18 protein-coding genes and 1 pseudogene are annotated in these 20,802 nt (G+C 36.3%); 10 read left to right on the top strand and 9 right to left on the bottom strand.

Going from position 1 to position 20,802, the window contains the following annotated elements:
- Positions 1–123 precede the first annotated feature (123 nt).
- From AC4BC5_RS07995 to AC4BC5_RS07975, 5 genes are all read left to right on the top strand, one after another.
- Positions 124–1,719 (top strand): alpha-glucoside-specific PTS transporter subunit IIBC, encoded by a 1,596-nt coding sequence (locus AC4BC5_RS07995; RefSeq protein WP_490494915.1) that lies wholly within the window; start codon positions 124–126, stop codon positions 1,717–1,719.
- Between the two features lie 16 nt (positions 1,720–1,735).
- Positions 1,736–3,067: a 6-phospho-alpha-glucosidase gene (locus tag AC4BC5_RS07990; RefSeq protein ID WP_490494914.1), complete on the top strand. Its 1,332-nt coding sequence runs from the start codon at positions 1,736–1,738 to the stop codon at positions 3,065–3,067.
- Between the two features lie 63 nt (positions 3,068–3,130).
- Positions 3,131–3,895 (top strand): MurR/RpiR family transcriptional regulator, encoded by a 765-nt coding sequence (locus AC4BC5_RS07985; RefSeq protein WP_490494913.1) that lies wholly within the window; start codon positions 3,131–3,133, stop codon positions 3,893–3,895.
- 2 nt (positions 3,896–3,897) lie between these two features.
- A complete protein-coding gene (locus AC4BC5_RS07980) occupies positions 3,898–4,353 on the top strand; it encodes a hypothetical protein (RefSeq protein ID WP_490494912.1) in 456 nt (151 codons plus the stop codon).
- A gap of 3 nt (positions 4,354–4,356) precedes the next feature.
- Complete coding sequence (locus AC4BC5_RS07975) at positions 4,357–4,821, top strand: PTS sugar transporter subunit IIA (protein WP_490494911.1); 465 nt, start codon at positions 4,357–4,359, stop codon at positions 4,819–4,821.
- Between the two features lie 36 nt (positions 4,822–4,857).
- Here the strand turns inward: AC4BC5_RS07975 and AC4BC5_RS07970 are convergent, their stop codons facing one another.
- Positions 4,858–5,667, bottom strand: coding sequence for an endonuclease/exonuclease/phosphatase family protein (locus tag AC4BC5_RS07970; protein ID WP_490494910.1), 810 nt, complete (start codon positions 5,665–5,667; stop codon positions 4,858–4,860).
- A gap of 248 nt (positions 5,668–5,915) precedes the next feature.
- On the opposite strand from AC4BC5_RS07970, the gene AC4BC5_RS07965 reads away from it, so the two are divergent.
- Together AC4BC5_RS07965 and AC4BC5_RS07960 are read left to right on the top strand one after the other, a co-directional pair.
- Positions 5,916–8,186: a glycoside hydrolase family 65 protein gene (locus AC4BC5_RS07965; protein WP_490494909.1), complete on the top strand. Its 2,271-nt coding sequence runs from the start codon at positions 5,916–5,918 to the stop codon at positions 8,184–8,186.
- Between the two features lie 205 nt (positions 8,187–8,391).
- Complete coding sequence (locus AC4BC5_RS07960) at positions 8,392–9,411, top strand: LacI family DNA-binding transcriptional regulator (RefSeq protein ID WP_490494908.1); 1,020 nt, start codon at positions 8,392–8,394, stop codon at positions 9,409–9,411.
- A 74-nt stretch (positions 9,412–9,485) separates the two neighbouring features.
- Here the strand turns inward: AC4BC5_RS07960 and manA are convergent, their stop codons facing one another.
- The 5 genes from manA to AC4BC5_RS07935 all read right to left on the bottom strand — a co-directional run bounded on the left by manA (position 9,486) and on the right by AC4BC5_RS07935 (position 13,894).
- A complete protein-coding gene (manA, locus tag AC4BC5_RS07955; RefSeq protein ID WP_490494907.1) occupies positions 9,486–10,436 on the bottom strand; it encodes a mannose-6-phosphate isomerase, class I in 951 nt (316 codons plus the stop codon).
- Between the two features lie 35 nt (positions 10,437–10,471).
- Positions 10,472–11,461 carry a serine hydrolase domain-containing protein gene (locus AC4BC5_RS07950; RefSeq protein ID WP_490494906.1) on the bottom strand — a complete coding sequence of 330 codons (990 nt, stop codon included), beginning with the start codon at positions 11,459–11,461 and terminating at the stop codon, positions 10,472–10,474.
- A 21-nt stretch (positions 11,462–11,482) separates the two neighbouring features.
- On the bottom strand, positions 11,483–11,989 hold the full coding sequence (locus tag AC4BC5_RS07945; protein ID WP_490494905.1) for a P-loop NTPase family protein: 507 nt from the start codon (positions 11,987–11,989) through the stop codon (positions 11,483–11,485).
- A 77-nt stretch (positions 11,990–12,066) separates the two neighbouring features.
- A complete protein-coding gene (locus tag AC4BC5_RS07940) occupies positions 12,067–12,861 on the bottom strand; it encodes a CppA C-terminal domain-containing protein (protein ID WP_490494904.1) in 795 nt (264 codons plus the stop codon).
- Positions 12,862–12,964: 103 nt separating this feature from the next.
- Positions 12,965–13,894 (bottom strand): ROK family protein, encoded by a 930-nt coding sequence (locus AC4BC5_RS07935; protein WP_490494903.1) that lies wholly within the window; start codon positions 13,892–13,894, stop codon positions 12,965–12,967.
- A 139-nt stretch (positions 13,895–14,033) separates the two neighbouring features.
- Here AC4BC5_RS07935 and AC4BC5_RS07930 point away from each other — a divergent pair.
- The 3 genes and pseudogenes from AC4BC5_RS07930 to AC4BC5_RS07920 form a co-directional block, all read left to right on the top strand.
- Positions 14,034–14,471, top strand: a pseudogene (locus tag AC4BC5_RS07930) (HIT family protein); the annotation flags it as partial.
- On the top strand, positions 14,472–14,825 hold the full coding sequence (locus AC4BC5_RS07925; RefSeq protein ID WP_490494902.1) for a YtxH domain-containing protein: 354 nt from the start codon (positions 14,472–14,474) through the stop codon (positions 14,823–14,825).
- A 124-nt stretch (positions 14,826–14,949) separates the two neighbouring features.
- Positions 14,950–15,921, top strand: a complete 972-nt coding sequence (locus AC4BC5_RS07920) for a peptidylprolyl isomerase (RefSeq protein ID WP_490494901.1) — start codon at positions 14,950–14,952, stop codon at positions 15,919–15,921.
- A 41-nt stretch (positions 15,922–15,962) separates the two neighbouring features.
- Here the strand turns inward: AC4BC5_RS07920 and AC4BC5_RS07915 are convergent, their stop codons facing one another.
- Genes AC4BC5_RS07915 through AC4BC5_RS07905 form a run of 3 tightly spaced genes read right to left on the bottom strand, consistent with a single transcriptional unit; the run spans position 15,963 to position 20,799 of the window.
- Positions 15,963–16,907 carry a 3'-5' exoribonuclease YhaM family protein gene (locus AC4BC5_RS07915; RefSeq protein WP_490494900.1) on the bottom strand — a complete coding sequence of 315 codons (945 nt, stop codon included), beginning with the start codon at positions 16,905–16,907 and terminating at the stop codon, positions 15,963–15,965.
- A gap of 41 nt (positions 16,908–16,948) precedes the next feature.
- Entirely contained in the window at positions 16,949–19,615 is a 2,667-nt protein-coding gene (locus AC4BC5_RS07910; RefSeq protein WP_490494899.1) for an ATP-binding protein, read from the bottom strand.
- On the bottom strand, positions 19,615–20,799 hold the full coding sequence (locus AC4BC5_RS07905) for a metallophosphoesterase family protein (protein WP_490494898.1): 1,185 nt from the start codon (positions 20,797–20,799) through the stop codon (positions 19,615–19,617). Before AC4BC5_RS07905 ends, AC4BC5_RS07910 begins: the two co-directional genes overlap by 1 nt.
- Positions 20,800–20,802: the final 3 nt, after the last annotated feature.

Genomic DNA, 20,802 nt, shown 5'->3' with positions numbered 1-20,802 from the left:
CCAACTGACACCTAGTTCCATCTTCCTTCTTTTTGTCCCATAAACATCTCAGCCTATTGTAAACGCTATCAGTATAGATTAAAGTAATCACGTAAGTTATTTTAGAAGGGAGTTTTCTCAATTATGATGGAAAAAGTTCAGCGCTTTGGTGGCGCAATGTTTACACCAGTTCTACTTTTCTCATTCTCGGGTTTAATGGTTTCATTAGCAATTATTTGTAAAAATCCGATGTTAGTAGGAAGTATCGCAACTGAAGGAACCGCTTGGTATGGGGTTTGGTCAATTATCGAAGACGGAGCATGGACAGTCTTCAATCAAATGGAATTACTATTTGTTATTGGATTGCCGATTGGCCTAGCGAAAAAAGCCAATGCTCGTGCAGTGATGGAAGCCTTTGTCGTCTACTTAACATTCCAATACTTCGTTGGTGGAATGTTAAAAAACTTCAGTAATTTCTTTGGTGTTGATTACGCTATGGATGCTGGCGGAACAAGTGGTTTGAAATTAATTGCCAATATCAAAACACTAGACACAGGTATTGTAGGTGCAATTGTAATTTCTGCCATTGTTGTTTGGATTCACAATCGCTTTTTTGATACAAAATTACCTGACTGGTTAGGAATTTTCCAAGGTTCTTCTTTTGTTGTTATTATTGGATTTTTCTTAATGTTACCGATTGCGTTTCTAGTAGCACTTGTATGGCCGAAAATTCAAAACGGGATTAATTCAATGCAAGGTTTCTTAGCAAGTTCTGGTGTCTTAGGTGTCTGGATATACACCTTCTTAGAACGGATATTAATTCCTACTGGACTACATCATTTTATTTACTCGCCATTTGTATTTGGTCCGGCAGTAACACCAGATGGTATCACACGTGCATGGATGGCGAATTTAAATGAGTTCGCTGCTTCAACAAAACCATTAAAACAATTATTCCCAGAAGGTGGTTTTGCAATGCATGGTAACTCTAAAATGTTTGGTTCTATTGGGATTGCTTCTGCTTTTTATCTTACTGCAAAACCAGAAAACAAAAAGAAAGTTATTTCTATTTTAATACCAGTAACCTTAACAGCCTTCTTGGCAGGGATCACGGAACCATTAGAATTCACATTCTTATTTATCTCTCCTCCACTATTTGCCATTCATGCAGTATTAGCTGCTTCAATGACAGCAACAATGTACGCATTTGGCGTTTCTGGAGACATGGGCGGTGGTTTCCTAGATTTATTAGCAAAAAACTGGATTCCAATGTTTGCAAATCATAAGACAGAAATCTTTACACAATTAGCGATTGGTTTAGCATTCTCAGTATTGTATATCCTAATTTTCCGTTTCTTAATTTTAAAATGGGATTTACCAACGCCAGGACGTGAAGCTGTTTCTGACGATATCAAACTATTTACGAAAAAAGATTACAAAGCGAAAAAAGCTGGTGACACTAGTGATGCTGGTGAGCTTGAAGGCAATCGCTACCGTGAATCAGCAGCTGTTTACTTAGAAGCTTTTGGTGGTTCAGATAACATTGAAAAAGTAAACAACTGTGCGACACGTCTACGAATTACAGTGAACGATCCTGCAATGGTAGCAGCTGATGACGCTTTCCGCTCTGGTGGTGCTCATGGGGTTGTTCGCAATGGAAAAGCTTTCCAAGTTATCGTTGGATTGGATGTTCCACAAGTTAGAGAGCAATTTGAACAGTTATTAGATATTAAAGATTAAGGAGTGTTATAAAATCATGAAAAAATTTTCAATCGTCGTTGCTGGTGGAGGAAGTACCTTTACCCCTGGAATTGTCCTAATGTTGTTGGACAATTTAGATCGTTTCCCTATTCGTCAAATCAAATTTTACGATAATAATGAAGACCGTCAAAAACAAGTCGCAGATGCTTGCGAAATCCTATTAAAAGAAAAAGCGCCTGAGATCAAGTTTGTTGCAACAACTGATCCCGAAACAGCTTTTACTGATGTTGACTTTGTAATGGCACATATTCGTGTTGGCCTTTATGCAATGCGCGAAAAAGATGAAAAAATTCCATTGAAATATGGGGTTGTTGGACAAGAAACATGTGGTCCTGGTGGAATTGCTTATGGTATGCGCTCAATCGGTGGTGTTTTAGAAATCTTGGATTATATGGAAAAATACTCACCAGATGCTTGGATGTTAAATTATTCTAATCCAGCAGCAATCGTTGCAGAAGCAACCCGTAAATTACGTCCAACTTCAAAAATCATCAACATTTGTGATATGCCTGTCGGAATTGAAGAACGCATGGCTCGCTCAATCGGATTGAACTCACGTAAAGAAATGGTCGTTCGTTATTACGGATTAAACCATTTTGGTTGGTGGACAGATATTCGTGATAAAGATGGCAATGACTTAATGCCAAAAATTAAAGAACATGTTGCCCAATATGGTTATTCGCTACAAGATGAAATTGAAGAATCTCAACATTTAGATGAAAGCTGGATGCATACCTTTGCTAAAGCGCGTGAAGTCTACGCTGTCGATCCAGATACTTTACCAAATACGTATTTGAAGTATTACTTCTATCCACAAGATGAAGTGGCTCATTCAAATCCTGATTACACACGTGCCAATGAAGTCATGGCTGGCCGTGAAAAACATGTCTTTGGTGAATGTAACGCAATTGCTGCCCGTGGAAATACGGAAGGAACAACTCTTGAAATCGATGAACATGCAAGTTATATCGTTGATTTAGCACGTGCAATTGCTTACAACACACACGAAAGAATGTTACTGATCGTACCAAACAACGGCGCGATTGTAAACTTTGATGAAACTGCTATGGTTGAAGTACCATGTGTCGTTGGCTCTAATGGTCCAGAACCATTAACGCAAGGTAAAATTCCACAATTCCAAAAAGGATTGATGGAACAACAAGTTTCCGTTGAAAAATTAGTTGTTGAAGCATGGGTGGAAGGTTCTTACCAAAAACTATGGCAAGCTCTAACATTGTCACGTATCGTGCCGAATGCTCGAGTTGCGAAACAATTATTAGATGATTTAATCGAAGCAAACAAAGAATTTTGGCCAGAATTAAAATAATTATTAGAACTTACTTATCTCTCCTTCTTTTTCAGTTATAATAATAACAGGAGGAGGGATTTGATGAAATTGCAACGTTTGATTCATCACTATGCCAAAGATTTAAGTGAATTAGACTTAGAAATTTTGCACTACATTGTAGAAAATACAGGTGAGGTTATTAACTTAAGTATTCTTGATTTAGCCGAACGAGTCCATTCATCCAAGTCATCTATTTTACGATTGACAAAAAAAATGGGCTTTTCCGGCTATTCTGAATTCAAATACTTTTTACGACAAGAACAACAGCATGTCCTAGTTGAAGAAAGTGAAAAACAAATCTACGATAAACAACTCGACGACATCCAACGAACACTGGATTATGTCCGATCAGTTGATTTACAACCAATCAATCGCTTACTCAGCACAAGCAAGACAATCTATTGTTACTCAACTGGATTTTCTCAAAAAAAACCATTAGAAGAATTTTCAAAAATGATGCTATCATTGGAAAAAAGAGTCATTATCCTACCTAATAAGACTGAATTGGATATGGCAATGCCTATGATTACTAGTGACGATTGTTTTATGGTAACTTCAGTCAGTGGAGAAACAGCCAATGTAAAAGAAAATCTGACGACATTTAATATGCGTCAAATCCCTGTAATTGCGATTACGGCATCTGGAAATAACTATTTTGCTCGTAATAGTACACATCATTTAAACTATTTTTGCTCACCATTCAATATTGGGCAAAAACATAGTGAGGTCATTTCTTTAATTACTTTACATTGTTTAATTGATTACTTATATCGTTCTTACGGGATTTACCAACTAACGGAGGGATAACTATGCTACAATGGATGAATAATGCTAAACGACTACAACAAATTTTATTAACTTATTGGGTTCTTTCTCCCATCTTATTTTATGTTTATTTACTAATTTCAAGTATAATAAAAGATGTAGCGATGCAAGACTTAATTCAATATGTTCCTGGTGTGGCATTAGGAAATCTAATTTCTTGTTTGATGCTTTTTCAAGCAGCAGTCCTCTTTTTTGTTAGTCGATTTTCACAAAGCAGAGAAGGTTTGCTAGGTCAGTTTGTTTTTGTTTCAATTTTTCAACAACTAATTACAGGTAATATCATTGGGGCAGTCTTAACTTTCTTCTTCCGCCGTGCATTATTACCAGTCAAAGAAAGTACATCCACTCAAATTAGATTAATTTTTTATTTTGCAACTGGATTTATTTTATTATTAAGTTTATTAACGCTATTCATTGCTTGGCGTTTGAGAGGAGCGTAAACGATGTTTTCATTATTTAAAAAGAAAAAAACAGCACTACACAGCCCAACTACTGGTACGTTAATCCCATTATCTAAAGTAAGCGACCCAGTATTTTCAGAAGGTATGATGGGTCCAGGTTTAGCAATCGAACCTTCGATTGCCGAAATCTATGCCCCAGTCGAAGGAACAATTACAACCATTTTTCCAACAAAACATGCTATTGGGATAAAAGCTAAAAATGGCAAAGATATTTTACTTCATATCGGAATCGATACAGTTGAATTAAACGGAGAAGGTTTCGATATTCATGTAAACGAAGGCGATAAAGTGTCACCTGATACCTTATTAGCACGTGTTGATCACCAATTGTTAAAAGAAAAAGGCAAAGCTTCAACCTTAATGGTACTATTCCCTGAAGAAAAAGAATTGCCTAGTGTCCAAGAACGCAGTATTGCGGCTAAAGAAGAAATTTTTGCTTTAGATTAAAAAAAGTTGTGAGGAAATTTTTCCCCACAACTTTTTTTATTTGAATGTTGCCGCAACTCCAAAATGGTCACTAACAACAGGTCCACTAATGCCATCAAACATTACTTGATATGTTTCTGGTACTAATTCTTCGGTAGCAAAAATATAATCAATTCGCAAATTTCCTTGATTATCTTTCCAACCATCAATCGCCTTTGAAACGGTGTAGGAGCCGATTTGCTTCTCGGATGCTACAAAGGTATCAATTAACCCTAACTCGCTTGTAGTCACTAACTGATAGCCTTCTGTACCTTCAGGATTGTTAAAGTCTCCCATCACTAACAAAGGATAGTCGCTATCTTTTAATGCAGCCACCGTGTTTTTCCACTCTACTACAAAACCATCTGGTGACCACCATGAATAATGACTACTACATACACGAACCATTCGTCCAGCTACTTCTGTCACACCTGTCAACAACGGACGACGACGATGATCTTCCTCATTATCAAATTGAGCGACTAAATAATCTTTTGGCAAAATCGGATTTTTAGACAATAGTGCCAAGCCTTCATGAAATTTTTTATACCCAACATGGCAAAATGTCCAAGTCCAGTAATATTCCACATCATTCGCAGCTAAATAATCTACTAAGCGTAAAGCAAAATTATCCTCATGAATCACCCTATCCGTTGTTGGACAGTATAATTCTCCCACAATTCCTGGTTCTGAATATATTCCTTGATTGACTTCTTGCAGAGCAATCACATCATAATTTTCTTTTAAAATCATTTCTGCTAATTGTTCAAATTTCTCTTCTGGATTTTCTTCTACCCAACTATGTGTATTCAATGTCAACACTTTCATTACTTTTTAAAATCCTCACTCTCAAACCATGACTAACAGCAACATCATCAAATATTGTAGTACACTTCGTATATTGAAACAACTATCTTTTTCTTTCAGCAAACTAAATTCTCGTTAAAACGCAATCGGTTTCTCTATAGTTTCATCTGAAAAAGAAAATAGGTTAATCTTTAAACTTAGACTTGACTAACGCAACCGTTTGCGTTTAATATAGACTTATAAAATAAATGATCCGGAGGAAGTAAATTATGCAACAAATTCAACGTCTTTTTGATATTCATCCATGGAAAATCGCTACCACTAAACTCGATGTCGAAAATCGTCGTTTACAAGAATCTTTAACCAGTATTGGAAACGGCTACATGGGCATGCGTGGTAATTTTGAAGAACAATATAGTGCAGATCATCACTTAGGAACATATCTAGCTGGTGTATGGTACCCTGACAAAACGCGTGTTGGTTGGTGGAAAAACGGTTATCCAGAATATTTTGGGAAAGTTATCAATGCAGTGAACTTTATCGCCATGGACATCTTAGTTAATGGTGAAGTTGTTGACCTTTCAGTGATTGAACCAAAAGATTTCTACATGGAACTTGATATGGAAACAGGAATTTTATCCCGTCGATTTACGGTTACTATTGGTGATGCGACCGTCGCTTTCTCTTTTGAACGTTTCTTAAGTATCGTTAAAAAAGAATTGGCAATGATTCGGATGGATGCGGAAGTTTTAGAAGGTCACGCTGACATTCATATTGTATCTAAATTAGATAACAACGTTCATAATGAGGATAGTAACTACGACGAAATGTTCTGGGAAGAATTAGCCAAAGGAACTACTAACGATATTAACTATCTAACAGCGCGAACAGTTCCCAATGATTTTGGCATCGAACAATTTACAGTAACTTCTGCTATGTCACATAACGTTTTACCTACAACAATCGAAACAAGCACTCTTGCAATCGCTGCTTCTTTTGATTTCAATGTAAACGCTGGTGAAAAAATCCGTTTAGAAAAAGAAGTAGTCGTAGTAACAAGTCGTGATTTTGAAGAAGAAAAACAAGTGAATACAGCAATGGACTTTCTAAATCATTTTGGTACAGATTATGATGCCTTACGTCAGGAGCAAGCAGATGCTTGGCGCAAGCGTTGGAATCTGGCTGATGTAACCATTAAAGGCGACGATGCGGCGCAACAGGGCATTCGTTTTAACTTATTCCAGCTTTTCTCAACTTATTATGGTGAAGATGAACGCCTAAATATTGGACCTAAAGGCTTTACGGGTGAAAAATATGGTGGTGCAACCTATTGGGATACAGAAGCTTATGCAGTCCCATTATATCTTGCTTTAGCTGATGCAAATGTCACTAAAAACTTATTAAAATATCGTCACAATCAATTACCACAAGCTCAACACAATGCACAACAACAAGGTCTTAAAGGTGCACTTTATCCAATGGTAACTTTCACCGGAATTGAATGTCACAACGAATGGGAAATTACGTTTGAAGAAATCCATCGAAACGGAGCCATTGCTTATGCGATTTACAACTACACAAACTACACAGGCGACACAGAATACCTAAAAACAAGTGGTTTAGAAGTTCTAGTTGAAATTGCCCGCTTCTGGGCAGATCGTGTTCATTATTCAAAACGCAATGATGCGTATATGATTCATGGCGTAACCGGTCCAAACGAGTACGAAAACAACATCAATAATAACTGGTACACTAATACCATTGCGACTTGGGTATTAAACTATACTTTAGAGAACTATTTACGTTATCAAGATGAAACAACTATTACGATTTCAGAAGAAGAACAAGCTAAATGGCTTGAAATCATTGAAAAAATGTACTTCCCTGTAGATGAGGAATTAGGAGTTTTCGTACAACACGATACGTTCTTAGATAAAGATTTAATGAACGTCACTGAATTAGATCCAAAACACCTACCGTTGAATCAAAATTGGTCATGGGATCGCATTTTACGTTCTTGTTTCATTAAACAAGCTGACGTCTTACAAGGAATTTATTTCTTAGGTAATCAATTCACTGAAGAAGAAAAACGCCGTAACTTTGAATTCTACGAACCAATGACGGTTCATGAATCTTCATTATCACCTTCAATCCATGCGATTCTAGCTGCTGAATTAGGGATGGAAGACAAGGCGTTAGAAATGTACGAACGTACAGCCCGTTTAGATTTAGATAACTATAATAACGATACCGAAGATGGCTTGCATATCACCTCAATGACGGGTAGCTGGTTAGGAATTGTTCAAGGTTTTGCCCAAATGAAAACTTTTGATGAGCTGTTAAGTTTTGCTCCGTTTGTTCCAAAAACATGGGATTCCTATGCATTCCATATCAATTATCGCAATCGTTTGTTATCCGTTTCCGTAACACAAGAACATGTAACTTTGAAACTAATTGAAGGAGAGTCTCTAACCTTATCTGTTTACAATGACAGTTATACACTAGAAGATTCTTTAGAAATTCCTGTAAAAAATAACTAAGATTTTTGGCAAGCGGGACTGTGATATAAGTTGATTGACAGTAAAATATCCGAACAATAGAAGATTACTCCTTGATTTGGCGTAACTGATTTCTATTTTGTTCGGATATTTCCGTCTTAATTTCCTTATGTCACAGACCCGTCTTTTCAAATCAAGCTAGCAGGTAATTGTTTCCTGTGATACTATATTCGAGAGGTGGGAAAACATGAGTATTACGGTAAAAGATGTAGCAAAAAAAGCGGGTGTGGCGACGTCTACTGTCTCCCGTGTCATCAATGACCATCCGAGCATTTCGGAAGAGACCAAAAAGAAAGTCCGGAAAGTAATGGATGAGTTAGGTTATACCCCAAATTTAGCTGCACGCAATCTCGGCAAACAGATTTCTAGTGCAATCGGTGTGGTATTACCGCCATTAGATTCAAAAGAGCGTATTGGTAACCCTTTTCATCTAGAAACTATTGAAACAATTAATGATGAAGCACGCAATTACGGAATGTCTGTGGCGATTGCTTCTGCACGAGATTTTCATACTTTGCTAGAAAACGTCCAACGAATGCACCGCCAAAAACAAGTTGACGGTTTTATTTTGACTTATTCCGATAAAGATGATCCAATTATTCGTTACTTGTTGGAAGAAGAGGTGCCTTTTACACTAATTGGACAGCCTTATATGGCGGAAGAAAAAACAATTTATGTAGACAATGACAATCAATTATTAGGCAAACAAGCAACTGAATACCTCTTAACTGAAGGTCACGAGCAAATCCTCTTTGCAAGTAATATCACACATGAGAATTTATATTACGAACGCTTTTTCGGCTATCAAAAAGCCTTAATGATGGCTAATCTGCCCGTTCACCCAGCAGCCACTTTTGAAACGCCAGATGATTACGTCACTTTTGAAGAAACACTGGCAAAAACGAAAGCAACTGCTATCGTTGTCTTAGATGACTTATTCGCTGTACGAATCATGCAGTTAGTTAGTTTGTACGGTTACCGTGTTCCCGAAGACATTTCTATCATCAGTTTTAACAATTCTATTTTCGCAACATTAATTCATCCTTATTTAACAAGTATTGACATTGATGTCCCTTCTCTAGGGAAAATTGCCACCCAACGTTTAATGGATCAATTAAACAACAAACAACAGCGTAGTATTCGTGTGGTAGTTCCTCATCGTTTAATTAAGCGTGAATCAGTCATGAAAAGAAAAACTAAAGACTAAATTAAAAAGACAAGTTCCCTCCTTATTCCAAGGTTCAAACTTGTCTTTTTTTTTTGCTATCATGCTTTTTTAAATTACTTCTCACCCGGCTCTGAAGCAATGATTTTCACATCACCTTGGATTTCCCAGCTTGTAATTTGGTTTGGTAAAATAAAGCTAGTCCCTAACTCTAGTTCATATTCTTGACCATCAACAACTAATTTCCCATAACCTTCAATTACTGTAGCTAATGTATAAGGAGCTTGTTTTTTGAAGCCTAAGAAACCTTTAACTTGCCATTCATAGACATTAAAAAAGTCCGTTTTTAAATAAGTAACTACAGCAGATTCCCCATGTCTTACCTCGGTAATACTTAGTTCTGGAGTACGTGCAGGAACAGTTGTTACATCAACTGATTGTTGAATATGCAACTCACGAGTTTGGCCTTGATCATCTGTACGATCGTAATCATATACACGATAAGTTGTATCAGAACTTTGTTGGGTTTCTAAAATTAAAATCCCCTCACCAATCGCATGGATCGTGCCACTAGGTACATAGAAAAAATCTCCTTTTTTAACAGGAATGCGAACAAATAAATCGTCCCAGCGTTCTTCGCCAATCATTTGGGCTAATTCTTCACGCGTTTTCGCTGAATGTCCATAGATAATTTCTGCTCCAGGTGCAGCATCAATAATATACCAACATTCTGTTTTCCCAAGTTCTCCCTCATGCTTCAAACCGTAGGCATCATCTGGATGAACTTGCACGGACAAATCATCCTCAGCGTCTAAAATTTTTATTAATAATGGAAAAACTTCTTCAGTAGGATGACCAAATAACTCTTTATGCTCTGCCCATAATTTATCTAAAGTTTGCCCTTTATAAGGTCCATTTTGTACAACACTAACGCCATGTGGATGAGCACTAATTGCCCAGTCTTCACCGATATGGTCATTGGGAATGTCAAAACCAAAGACGGTTTTTAAACGACTTCCTCCCCAAATTTTCTCTTGAAATACAGGTTCCATAAATAATGGTTGCATTGTTTCTCTCCTCTCATTTCTTTTCTATGTGCCTATTATAACACTTTTTGTAATCGTTTTTCAGATAAATACTGAGCAATGATTTCATCTCTGTGTCGTTTATACTCTTCACGTTTATCTAGCGGATGCACACGATTCGACAGAAAGGCGAATCCTTGCTGTTTTTTAGGATCAATTAGTAGAAATGTTCCTGTATAACCAGTATGAAAAAACATATCTTCTTTCAAATCCCATCCTAATGAACGTTTTCCCCTTTTATCTGGGGTATGATCTTGCAATAACCACTCGATAGTTGTCGGGTTTAAATAGCTCCCTTCAAAATAAGCACGAATGAACAGAAAAATATCATCAATTGTCGTAAATAAGCCTGCATTACCTGCATGTTCTCCTAAAATACGCGCTTTAGGATCATGGGTGACTCCTCGTAATATTGCGCCATTTTCTAATTGTTGGGTCGGTACAACCAGATTAGTTGAGAGGGGCAGAAATTGACTATTTTTCATTCCAAGCGGTTCTAACACTTCTTCTCGAAAAATAGTGGTGACAGGTTTACCTAGTTGTTCTTCTAGCATAAAGCCTAATAAAATCGTTCCTGCATCAGTATATGTCACTGTTTTACCTAGGTTTTCCCCTGGCTTCACTCCTAGATACGCATTTCGTAATTCACGAGCAGATAATTGATCACGATTTGGAATCCAAGTTTGAATATCTGAAGTATGTGTCAACAAATGACGCAATGTTATTTGTTCATCTTCAAAAGTAGGCAAATATTGTTTGAGCGGAGCATCGATTACTACTTTATCCTGTTCCCATAATCGTAGCACAACACTTGTCGTACAGATAACCTTGGTTAAAGAAGCTACATCAAATAAATGCTGTTGCGTCATTGTTTCTGTATGAGGCAAAATAGCTGCTGCTCCTAGAACATGAGTTTCAACTTCTGATTCAATAAATTGATAGACCACACCAGGAAAAACCCCTTGTGCTAATTTTTCGGCAATTACAGCTTGAGTTTTAGGATACATGAATACGCTCCTTTCAAATGACTATTTAGTTTGTTGATATAATTTCTCTAATTCTGATTGATTCCGAACAATCAGCGTTTTATCAGGATACATATCTTTAATTTCTTGATAATGTTGTCGAATTGGTTTTGTCCGTCCTTTATAGAGAACCCACCATAAAAATTCCCAATCAATTTTTTCTTCACAACCTTCTGCCATATCTGGTCGGGTTTTTCCACGATAGTTCAAATAACGAGCCACTACTCGTTGTAAAGCATGCCAACGTGGAAATAACAACAAAATAATTTGATCGGCTTTTGCTAGACGCTCTGCTTGATGATAACGTGTATAGTTTCCATCGATTACCCAGCTCTCTTTTTCTAAAAATGCTTTTACGATAGCTTTTGCTTCGTCATCTGGACGGGTTTGCCAGTTTTTGGTAAATTGTACAGTATCTAAGTGCAAACAAGCACTCTGTTGGGTCGTTGCAATATGTTTTGCTAAAGTTGATTTCCCACTTCCTGAGTACCCTAAAATTGCTACTTTCATTATGCTCGGCTCCTTTCTAAAAGCGCAAAAACAAAGTCATAAGTGACTGCTCTTCGCAACAACTTATGACTTTTTTTCTAATGACGCACAAACCACCATTCAATGCCAACTGCATCATAGATAGTTAAAATTGATTTCTTTTTATCAATAAAAAATTCTTTTTTCAAATCGTTTAAATGTTTTTCTAAAGCCAAAATATTTTCTTCGCTAATAAAAAATTTTAAAAATTCTAGACCTAAAATTTCATGACTCTCCACTGCAATTGCTTCACTTTCTGCTTTGTTTAAACCTATATGAAAGTGCTGATTATCTAAGTGATACCCTTGATCTTTGTTTTCAAATCCTAAAATTTCATGTAAAAAGGCTGCTTCTTCAGTAACATTCACCACATTTAAGTGAATATGTTCAAAATAGGTATCTGCAGATAAATGCGCATGTTTTCCTGTGCTTCTATCTAATAATTCTGTTTCAGCTAGCGCCTTATCAGTTTGGGTATAAATTTTTAGTTGATTTTCTTCTGGATCGGTTAATTGAATGCTTATTTCTGTCGAATTAAGCGAAATAGTAAATGGATATTCTGCTTTTTTTAGCCGAGCATACATCTCACTTAATTCTGCTACATCACCAACTCGTAAAGTCATATATTGTAATTTTTTTATCGCACCAAAGTAATCTTGTGCACGTGGACTCTCTTCTAACCATAGATTTTCACTTTTATCTTCCAGCGTCCCCATAATTGCTAAGGCATTCTCTTCCCCTTTTAAGACAAACCCAATTAAATCACGATAAAAACCAATCATCTTATCACGATTTTTAACACGAATAGCTACTGTTGCTAATGCAGTAGTGGTGCCTAAATTAAAACCTGCCATCTTTTTCCGGCCTCCTTGTTTCTTCTCAAATCATTGTACTTTTAAAAAAACATTCACGCAACCAAAACTCTAGATATTTTCAGAACTTTTCAACAGTCATTTCTCACTGCTTGTTTTTGTGTAGTGGATAAACTGCACCGATAATTCCTGCATCATTTTTTAGTTTAGTTGGTAAAATTGGTGTCCAGCCATACTGTTTAATAAAATTAATACTTTCATGACGGCTTTCAATCATCTCCATCGTTTCTTGAAGTCCAGTAATAAATTGCTCATTAGCACTAATCCCGCCACCAATTAAAATCGCTTCAGGATCAAATTGACTAATTAAATTCATTAAACCAATAGCTAAATCTTGATAAAAACAAGCAACTACTTGATGCGCAATGGCTTCATTCTCGTCGTAACGTTTAAAAATTTCACGTGCATCCCAAGTTGGCGGCGTCTTTGATTGATTTTCTTTCAAGGCGTTATTATATAAACGACATAAGCCACCTACTACAGATGCGCGCAGATTTAAACTAACAAATTCAATATTCCCCTCAGCTGGTAAATCATTAATAATTGACCAACCAAACTCTCCAGCCATACCGCGTGCACCACGGAAAATATCTCCGTTGATAACTATTGCTCCACCGATGCCCGTCCCCAATACGACACATAAATAGGTTTCTAAATCTTGGGCATTACCTACCCATTTTTCAGCAATAGCCACTGCATTTGCATCATTTTCGATAACGACTGGCAAATCCACACGCGCTTCAATTTCTGTTTTTAAGTTACTTCCGTATAAAGAACGAATTGCACCAGCTGTTGTCATCGTGCCATCTTTTTGAATCACACCCGGTGCACTAATGCCTACTCCCACAATTTCTGGATAGTTACTTTGGTAGTCTGTAATAATTGCTGTGACTCGTTCTAAAAATAGGTCTTTTTCTTTCGGAGTATCCACTATCCCTTTTGCAAATACTTGGGCCATATCATCTACTAATCCGTATTTAATTTGAGTACCACCAATATCAATTCCTATATACATCGTGAAAACTCCTTCAATTAACATTTCTTTCTACAGTATAGAAGAAATAAAACGCTTTAACAAGCAAGGTCCTATCCGGAAATGAAAATAATTACAGCTAATCACAAGAATATGGTAAAGTAACTATAAAAGAAAGAGGAGGAAGTTTTTTATGGAAAACTGTATTTTTTGTAAAATTATCAACCAAGAAATTCCTAGTTATAAAGTCTATGAGGATGATAAAGTCTATGCCTTCTTAGACATTACTCAAGTTACCAAAGGGCATACATTAGTTATTCCTAAAAAGCATGTTTCTGATGTTTTTGAATATGAAGAAGACCTAGCAGCTGATGTTTTTACTCGCATTCCTAAAATTGCTCGCGCACTTGAAGCATCTTTCCCCGAGCTACAAGGATTAAACATTGTCAATAATAATCGTGAAGTTGCTTATCAAACGGTCTTTCATTCACATGTTCATTTAATTCCACGCTACGGGAAAGAGGATGATTTTTCTATGCACTTTGGCAAACACATGGACGATTACACACCAGAAGAGATGCTTGCTATTGCTGAAAAAATCAAAGCGCAGGTGAAATAAATGAGTTTTATAAAAGGTTTACTATTTGGCGCAACAGTCGGTGGGGTTAGTGGCTTGTTAATGGCACCGCGCAGTGGGAAAGAAACACAACAAATGGTGGAAACATACATTGATGACGTTACGGAATCGACCAAAGAATTTAATGACAGTCTACAAAATTTTCAACAAGCACTCGCACAAACTCAGCAAACAGTTGAAGAAACTATTCCTTACTTTACGAAATCTCTTCAAAAAGATATGAATGCCTTTAAGTTCCAAGCAGAACCCCGTTTGGCGCGAATTAATGAACAAGTTGAAGAAATAAATCAGCATATTGCTTCACTGCCTGTTCAAAATGAGTCTAAGAAAAAGTAAAAAAAAAGATATTTGTATGAATTTTGTTCGAAAGATTTTACCAACACTTTCCTTTCTGAAAAGGAGTATGGTATAGTTATTGCTGTGAACATATTGAAATCTAATAACAGGAGTGCTTAACAAAATGAAGAAAAAAATTCTTTTAGCAGTTTTCAGCGCAATAAGCGTTTTATCATTAGCTGCTTGCTCAGGTAACACAAATTCAGAAATCGCAAGTATGAAAGGCGGCAAATTAACCGTTGAGGATTTCTATGAAAAAGCTAAAACAGATCAAAACAGTCAACAAGTTGTTTTTGATATGATTTTATCAAAAGTTTTCACAACGAAATACGGAGATAAAGTCACAGATAAAGACGTTGAAAACGAAATCAAAAATGTTTTTGGCGATACTTTCGAAGATCAGCTAAAAGCTTCTGGTATGTCTCGTAAAGATGTTGAAAACAGTATTCGTGAAAGCTTAGCCTTTAAAGAAGGATTAAAAGCACATGTAAAATTAACTGATGCCGACTTAAAAGCTACTTGGGATTCTTTCCATCCAGAAGTTGAAGCGCAATTAATTGCGGTGACATCTGAAGATGAAGCAAAAGAAGTGAAAAAAGAAGTAAGTAAAAAAGATGCGGACTTTGGTAAAGTTGCCAAAGAAAAATCAGTTGATGCTTCAAAAGAAGATAGTGGTAAAGTTAAATTTGATTCATCAACCGCAGCTACTACTATTCCAGAAGAAGTGAAAGCTGCAGCTTGGGATTTAAAAGATGGCGAAATCTCTGAACCAATCGCAGTGAATTCTGCATATGGTACTAGTTATTACGTTGTAAAAATGGTTAAAAACCAAGCCAAAGGCAATGACATGTCTAAATTTGAAGATAAAATCAAAGAAATCGCAACTGATACCAAATTAAACGATAGCGAATTTACAACAAAAGTTATTGGTGAAGAGTTAGTTGAAGCGAATGTAAAAATCAAAGATGAAGCATTCTCAAATATTTTAACAAACTTCATTGATGCAGCAGATACTAAAAAATCTTCTGATACAGATACCAAAGAATCTAATACAAAAGAATCTGACACTAAAGCTTCTACAGAAGAAAGCAAATAGCATAAATCCCCGTCACAATAAAACAGGTGACGGGGATTTTATTAAATATTTTTTGGTACATAAAAACTGCGATTATCCAAGCCAAAAATACGGTCGGTATATTCGCCAGCTTCAGTTTGGCGAATGGATGTTAAAAGCATTTGCATCGTTGCATCTAAATTATCAATTTGGTGCAAAATTTCTGCTTCCATAATTCGTGGACGAACGGGAGAACCATATTCTAATAACCCATGATGTGATAATACCATGTGACGCAAAACAACTACATCTTCTTCATGTTCATCAATTTTTAACGCCAAACAAGCTTTGGTAATTTCTTCGTCAATCAACACTAAATGACCAACCAAATTCCCTACCAATGTGTATTCTGTCGACATTGGACCACTTAACTCAATTACTTTCCCTAGATCATGTAAAATAATACCTGCGTAAAGCAATGACGCATTTAATTCTGGGTATTCTCGAACAATTGCTTTCCCTAGATGAAGCATAGTCGTTGTATGGTAGGCAAGTCCTCCTGCAAACGCATGATGGTTTCTTTTAGCTGCTGGGTATTCGAAAAATTCTTTTTTATATTGATTTAATAAGAAACGAACAATTCGATTCCAATGAGGATTGGTAATCTCGAAAAGAATCTGGCTAATCTCTTCTTCCATCGCTTCTTTTTGAATTGGCGCACGCTCCATGTATAAACTTGGATCATTCGGTTCTTCCGCTTTTGCCGTACGCAATTGTAAAATTTTCACTTGAGGATTTCCTTGGTATACTTCTCTTTTACCAGTTAGATACACGACACGACCAGCTTCAAAACGTTTGATTTCATCTTCAGAAGCATCCCAAAATTTACCATCTAGCGTACCTGAAGTATCTTGAAACGTAAATGCAATAAACTTTTTCCCATTCTTCGCAATGCGCACATCAGCATTTTTAACTAACACAAATGCTTGAAACTCCTCATCTACTGCTAATTCTCGTAATTTTTTCATTTGGTTAACGTTCTGTTTTAACTAGGTAAAACAAGCGTTTTTCACATCCTTTGCTTAATTTCCATTACTGGTTGTTGCAATCTTTGATAATAGCTTACCATTTCTTGATCAGAAGACAAACAAATGACTTGATGTTTTTTTCCAAATTCTGCAAATAATTTTGCCAATTGTTCTTTACGTAAACTGTCGTAATGCAACCAACCATCATCAATAATGACTGGACTGACCATTGTCTGTCCTTGTAAAGATAAATACGCAAAACGAACGGCCATAATTAATTGATCTTTGGTTCCAGTGGAAAGTGTATAAATATCAAGGAATGTTTGATCGGAAGCTACATGTAAGATCCCTTCACTTAATAAGACTTTGTTATACCGCCCATTCGTTAACAACTCAAAATAATGAGAAGCTTGTTGAAGTAACTGCGGTAATTGTTGTTCTGATAATTCAGTTGCTAAGTCACTTAAGCTCGCACTTAGCACTTGATTCGTACTCCAAGTAATTGCCAGTTCTTGAATTTCTGAAAGCAAACGGCTTTCCTCTTGATACAATTCATCTAAGACGCCATCAATTTGTAGTTGTTCAATTTGTAATTGTACACGTTGCTTTTCTTCCAACAGTTGCGAAATTTCTTGTTGTACCTTCTCTTGTTTTTCCTGAACAGTTTGTAATTGTTTTGTTAACTCTTCAAAATGTATCTTCTTTGGAAAAATAGGTGTTAAGAGCTTCGTGAGCTCTATCTTTCGTTCCATCTGCTTTTGCTGTTGCTCCCACTGCTTCATCCACAAAGGTATTTCTGTTGGATGTTCTAAACCAAATTTCTCGAGTAAACTCTGATATTTGGCAAATAAGACATGCTGTTCTTCTTTGCTCCGTTTTAATTGTTGCGCAATTAATGTACTTGGTTGTTGAAGGCGTGTTAATTTAATATCTTGCATTTTATCTGAAAATTCTTCTAGTACTGTCAACTTGGCTTGAATATCTTTATTCTCCAAAGGTAACCATTCACTAAACAATTGGAACTCTTCTTCAATTTTTTCTAATTCATTGACTAATTGTTCGCGTTGCTCGGTACTTCTTGCTAGCGAAGTAGTATAGTTATGAAAGCTAGTAACAGCTTGCTCATACTCTTGTAAAACTTGATGCCACGTATGATAGTTTGTATTACTACCAAAAGACGGTTGCAAATAAGTCAATAACTGTTGCTTTTCTTGCTGTATTTGTTCCAACATCTCATTTTCTGCTGCAATTTCAGCTGCATAGGTATCTAATTGTAAAAGTTTTTCTTGCCAAAGAGGCTTTATTTGTGATGTAGGATTAATTTTTTTATAAAAAAATACACCCCCACCTATTAACAAAGCGACACTTCCAACTAACAAGCCAATATATTTTAAAGGTGCTGGCAATAAGAAACTAATTAACAACAGACCCCCACCAACAGCTGGTAAAACATACCGTTGTGTAGTTGTTTTTGCTAACAACTCAGGGTACTTACTTTCAATCTTGTTAATTTCTACTTCTACTGATTGTTGTTGTTCTGTTAACCACTGAATACGTAAATGATGCTGAGAAACAGCCTCATCTAATTCCTCTAGGCGGTTCAATAAATGAAAAATTTGCTGATCTAACTCAGAGGGAGCCGTGGTTTTTTTCCATCCCCAACGATCCACAAGCTGTGTTAATGCAGAATTAAGATTTGCATATTCTTCATCTACCCGCTCATACTCATCAATCATTCGAATAATTCGAACTTTTTGTCGTAACAACTCTTGAATCTTACTTTCTTTATCTAAGTAAAAGAAATAATGACTTGATTCTTGACCTTGCTCTAAACGCGATAACTCGGCTTGCTTTTTATTAATTTCTTCAGAGAGTTGTTGGTATTCTTGGTAAAAAAGTCGTAATTGCTTTTGTTCTTTTTCATTCATACTACTTTCTTTCATGCGTAGTAATTGTTGCCATTCTTCATACAATGACCAATTTATTTTTTGTTGATTCAATTCTTGTTGATGTTGTTGCAACTGCTGCAACTGCTGACGTAATTCTTTTTGTTGTTTTGTATAGACAGATACTTGTTGATACGCTCGCTTCATATCATTTTCTTGAGCTTCTTTTTGTTGAATAGTTTCTTTTAATCGTTGCCATTCGTTTAAACGTTTATTCAAGGGTAGTCGTTGTCCACGAGGCTTGAAAAGTTGTTGATTATTTTTGGAATAATCTTGGATTTGCTCCATTAGTTGTTTGCTGCCACTAATTCCTAAAGAAATTAACGCCGCGTGCAATTCTTTTTCTTGCATACGCTCAATTTGAGAGAGCTGTTCTTGTTGAAACGTAAAGACTTCTTGAAATACCTCTTGGCTAAGAGGCGCAATCAATTGTAGAAATAACTTTTCATCGCCTTCTTCTGAGCCAATCCATACTTTGGCTTGTCCACGATTGACTTGACGATAACGTTCAATCATTATTTCACCGTACGGTTCAATTTCTACCCACAATTTTCCTCCATAAGCGGCACCATCTTGCGGCGTATAGTCTCGTTTGCGTAGGCTCTTTTTAGGAAATCCAAATAACATCGCTTGAATAAATTGATACAATGTTGACTTACCGACTTCATTTTGCCCAAAGAACAGTTGATTACCTTTTAAAAATTCAAATGTTTGTTGACGATAATGACCAAAACCGGTAATTTCTGCTTTCGTTATCCTCATTATTCTTCCTCACTCCAACAAAATGCTTGCTCTAGTGTTGTTTTCACTTTAGCTAATGTTTCTTCTTTCAATACTTGTGATGAAATCGTTCGTTTGATTAGAGGATGTGTGGCTAATTCTCCAATGATTGTTTCAAACACTTCATCTGCTTGATAACTAGCCAACAGTTGGGCCATCACTTCTTTACCAGGCAATATTAGTTTCTCAGTCTCAGATACTTCATTCACTTCTAATTGATAAACAATTTGTTCAAAGTTTTTATTTGCCAAATAATCATTTAAATATGCAATTAATTCAGGCTTTTCACGATTATTTAACCAATCTTTTGACAGGTGCTCTGTTTCTTTCAACGAAAGTTTAACTAATTGACGCTGGGATGTTTGAAAAAAGGCCTTCATCGCTTGTAAAGCATCTTTCCGGGATTTTATTCCTGCTAGCGACAATTCATATGTTTCCCAAGTTACAGCAGCAACTACTTTGGTTTCATAATGTACGGCTACATCATCTAAAGTCACCAGTTGGACACCTGTTTCTTTTTCTTTTTGAGTATGCCCTTGAGGCGTACCAGGATAAATGATTGGCGGTTTTTCTGATAACACAGTCGGTACGTGAATATGTCCTAATGCCCAATAATCGTAATTTTTTTGTTTCATCTCCTGAATCTGAAAAGGTGCATATCGTTCGCCATTACTATCACCATGATAGATTCCAATATGATATTTCGCTTGTTTTTTAGGAAATTCACTCACTTTGGAAGCAGTAATCCACGGATGTTGATAACTAAAACCACTAATCGCATAACGCTCGCCTGCCTTATTTTCACCATGAATTGTTTGGACATCTTCTTCTGTAAATAGATGAATATTCTCTGGAAAGTCAAACCAATAACGTTCTTTTTCAAAGTAATCATGGTTGCCAAAAATCATATATACGGGAATATTTTGTTCCTTCAAACGATTCATTTGTTCAAAAAACTGATGTTGTGTTTTTAGGCTAGGACGATTTTGATGGAAACTATCACCTGCAAATAACAAAAAATCAACTTGTTCCTCTAACGCTAGCGTAACAATCTTTTCTAACACTTGGTTATTTGCAAGAGGCAACTCTTTGACATGCGTAAGCAAATGCAATCCTTCAAACGTTCGATCAAAATGTAAATCTGCACAATGAATAAATCGCAACATATT

The organism is Enterococcus sp. AMC2644, assembly GCF_058216475.1.
This window is presented reverse-complemented; position numbering and strand designations above follow the sequence as displayed.

Excerpts from the sequence above, each read along its gene's own strand:
- AC4BC5_RS07995 (WP_490494915.1), top strand. The coding sequence starts at position 124 with ATGATGGAAAAAGTTCAGCGCTTTGGTGGCGCAATGTTTACACCAGTT.
- AC4BC5_RS07990 (WP_490494914.1), top strand. The coding sequence starts at position 1,736 with ATGAAAAAATTTTCAATCGTCGTTGCTGGTGGAGGAAGTACCTTTACC.
- AC4BC5_RS07985 (WP_490494913.1), top strand. The coding sequence starts at position 3,131 with ATGAAATTGCAACGTTTGATTCATCACTATGCCAAAGATTTAAGTGAA.
- AC4BC5_RS07980 (WP_490494912.1), top strand. The coding sequence starts at position 3,898 with ATGCTACAATGGATGAATAATGCTAAACGACTACAACAAATTTTATTA.
- AC4BC5_RS07975 (WP_490494911.1), top strand. The coding sequence starts at position 4,357 with ATGTTTTCATTATTTAAAAAGAAAAAAACAGCACTACACAGCCCAACT.
- AC4BC5_RS07970 (WP_490494910.1), bottom strand. The coding sequence starts at position 5,667 with ATGAAAGTGTTGACATTGAATACACATAGTTGGGTAGAAGAAAATCCA.
- AC4BC5_RS07965 (WP_490494909.1), top strand. The coding sequence starts at position 5,916 with ATGCAACAAATTCAACGTCTTTTTGATATTCATCCATGGAAAATCGCT.
- AC4BC5_RS07960 (WP_490494908.1), top strand. The coding sequence starts at position 8,392 with ATGAGTATTACGGTAAAAGATGTAGCAAAAAAAGCGGGTGTGGCGACG.
- manA (WP_490494907.1), bottom strand. The coding sequence starts at position 10,436 with ATGCAACCATTATTTATGGAACCTGTATTTCAAGAGAAAATTTGGGGA.
- AC4BC5_RS07950 (WP_490494906.1), bottom strand. The coding sequence starts at position 11,461 with ATGTATCCTAAAACTCAAGCTGTAATTGCCGAAAAATTAGCACAAGGG.
- AC4BC5_RS07945 (WP_490494905.1), bottom strand. The coding sequence starts at position 11,989 with ATGAAAGTAGCAATTTTAGGGTACTCAGGAAGTGGGAAATCAACTTTA.
- AC4BC5_RS07940 (WP_490494904.1), bottom strand. The coding sequence starts at position 12,861 with ATGGCAGGTTTTAATTTAGGCACCACTACTGCATTAGCAACAGTAGCT.
- AC4BC5_RS07935 (WP_490494903.1), bottom strand. The coding sequence starts at position 13,894 with ATGTATATAGGAATTGATATTGGTGGTACTCAAATTAAATACGGATTA.
- AC4BC5_RS07925 (WP_490494902.1), top strand. The coding sequence starts at position 14,472 with ATGAGTTTTATAAAAGGTTTACTATTTGGCGCAACAGTCGGTGGGGTT.
- AC4BC5_RS07920 (WP_490494901.1), top strand. The coding sequence starts at position 14,950 with ATGAAGAAAAAAATTCTTTTAGCAGTTTTCAGCGCAATAAGCGTTTTA.
- AC4BC5_RS07915 (WP_490494900.1), bottom strand. The coding sequence starts at position 16,907 with ATGAAAAAATTACGAGAATTAGCAGTAGATGAGGAGTTTCAAGCATTT.
- AC4BC5_RS07910 (WP_490494899.1), bottom strand. The coding sequence starts at position 19,615 with ATGAGGATAACGAAAGCAGAAATTACCGGTTTTGGTCATTATCGTCAA.
- AC4BC5_RS07905 (WP_490494898.1), bottom strand. The coding sequence starts at position 20,799 with ATGTTGCGATTTATTCATTGTGCAGATTTACATTTTGATCGAACGTTT.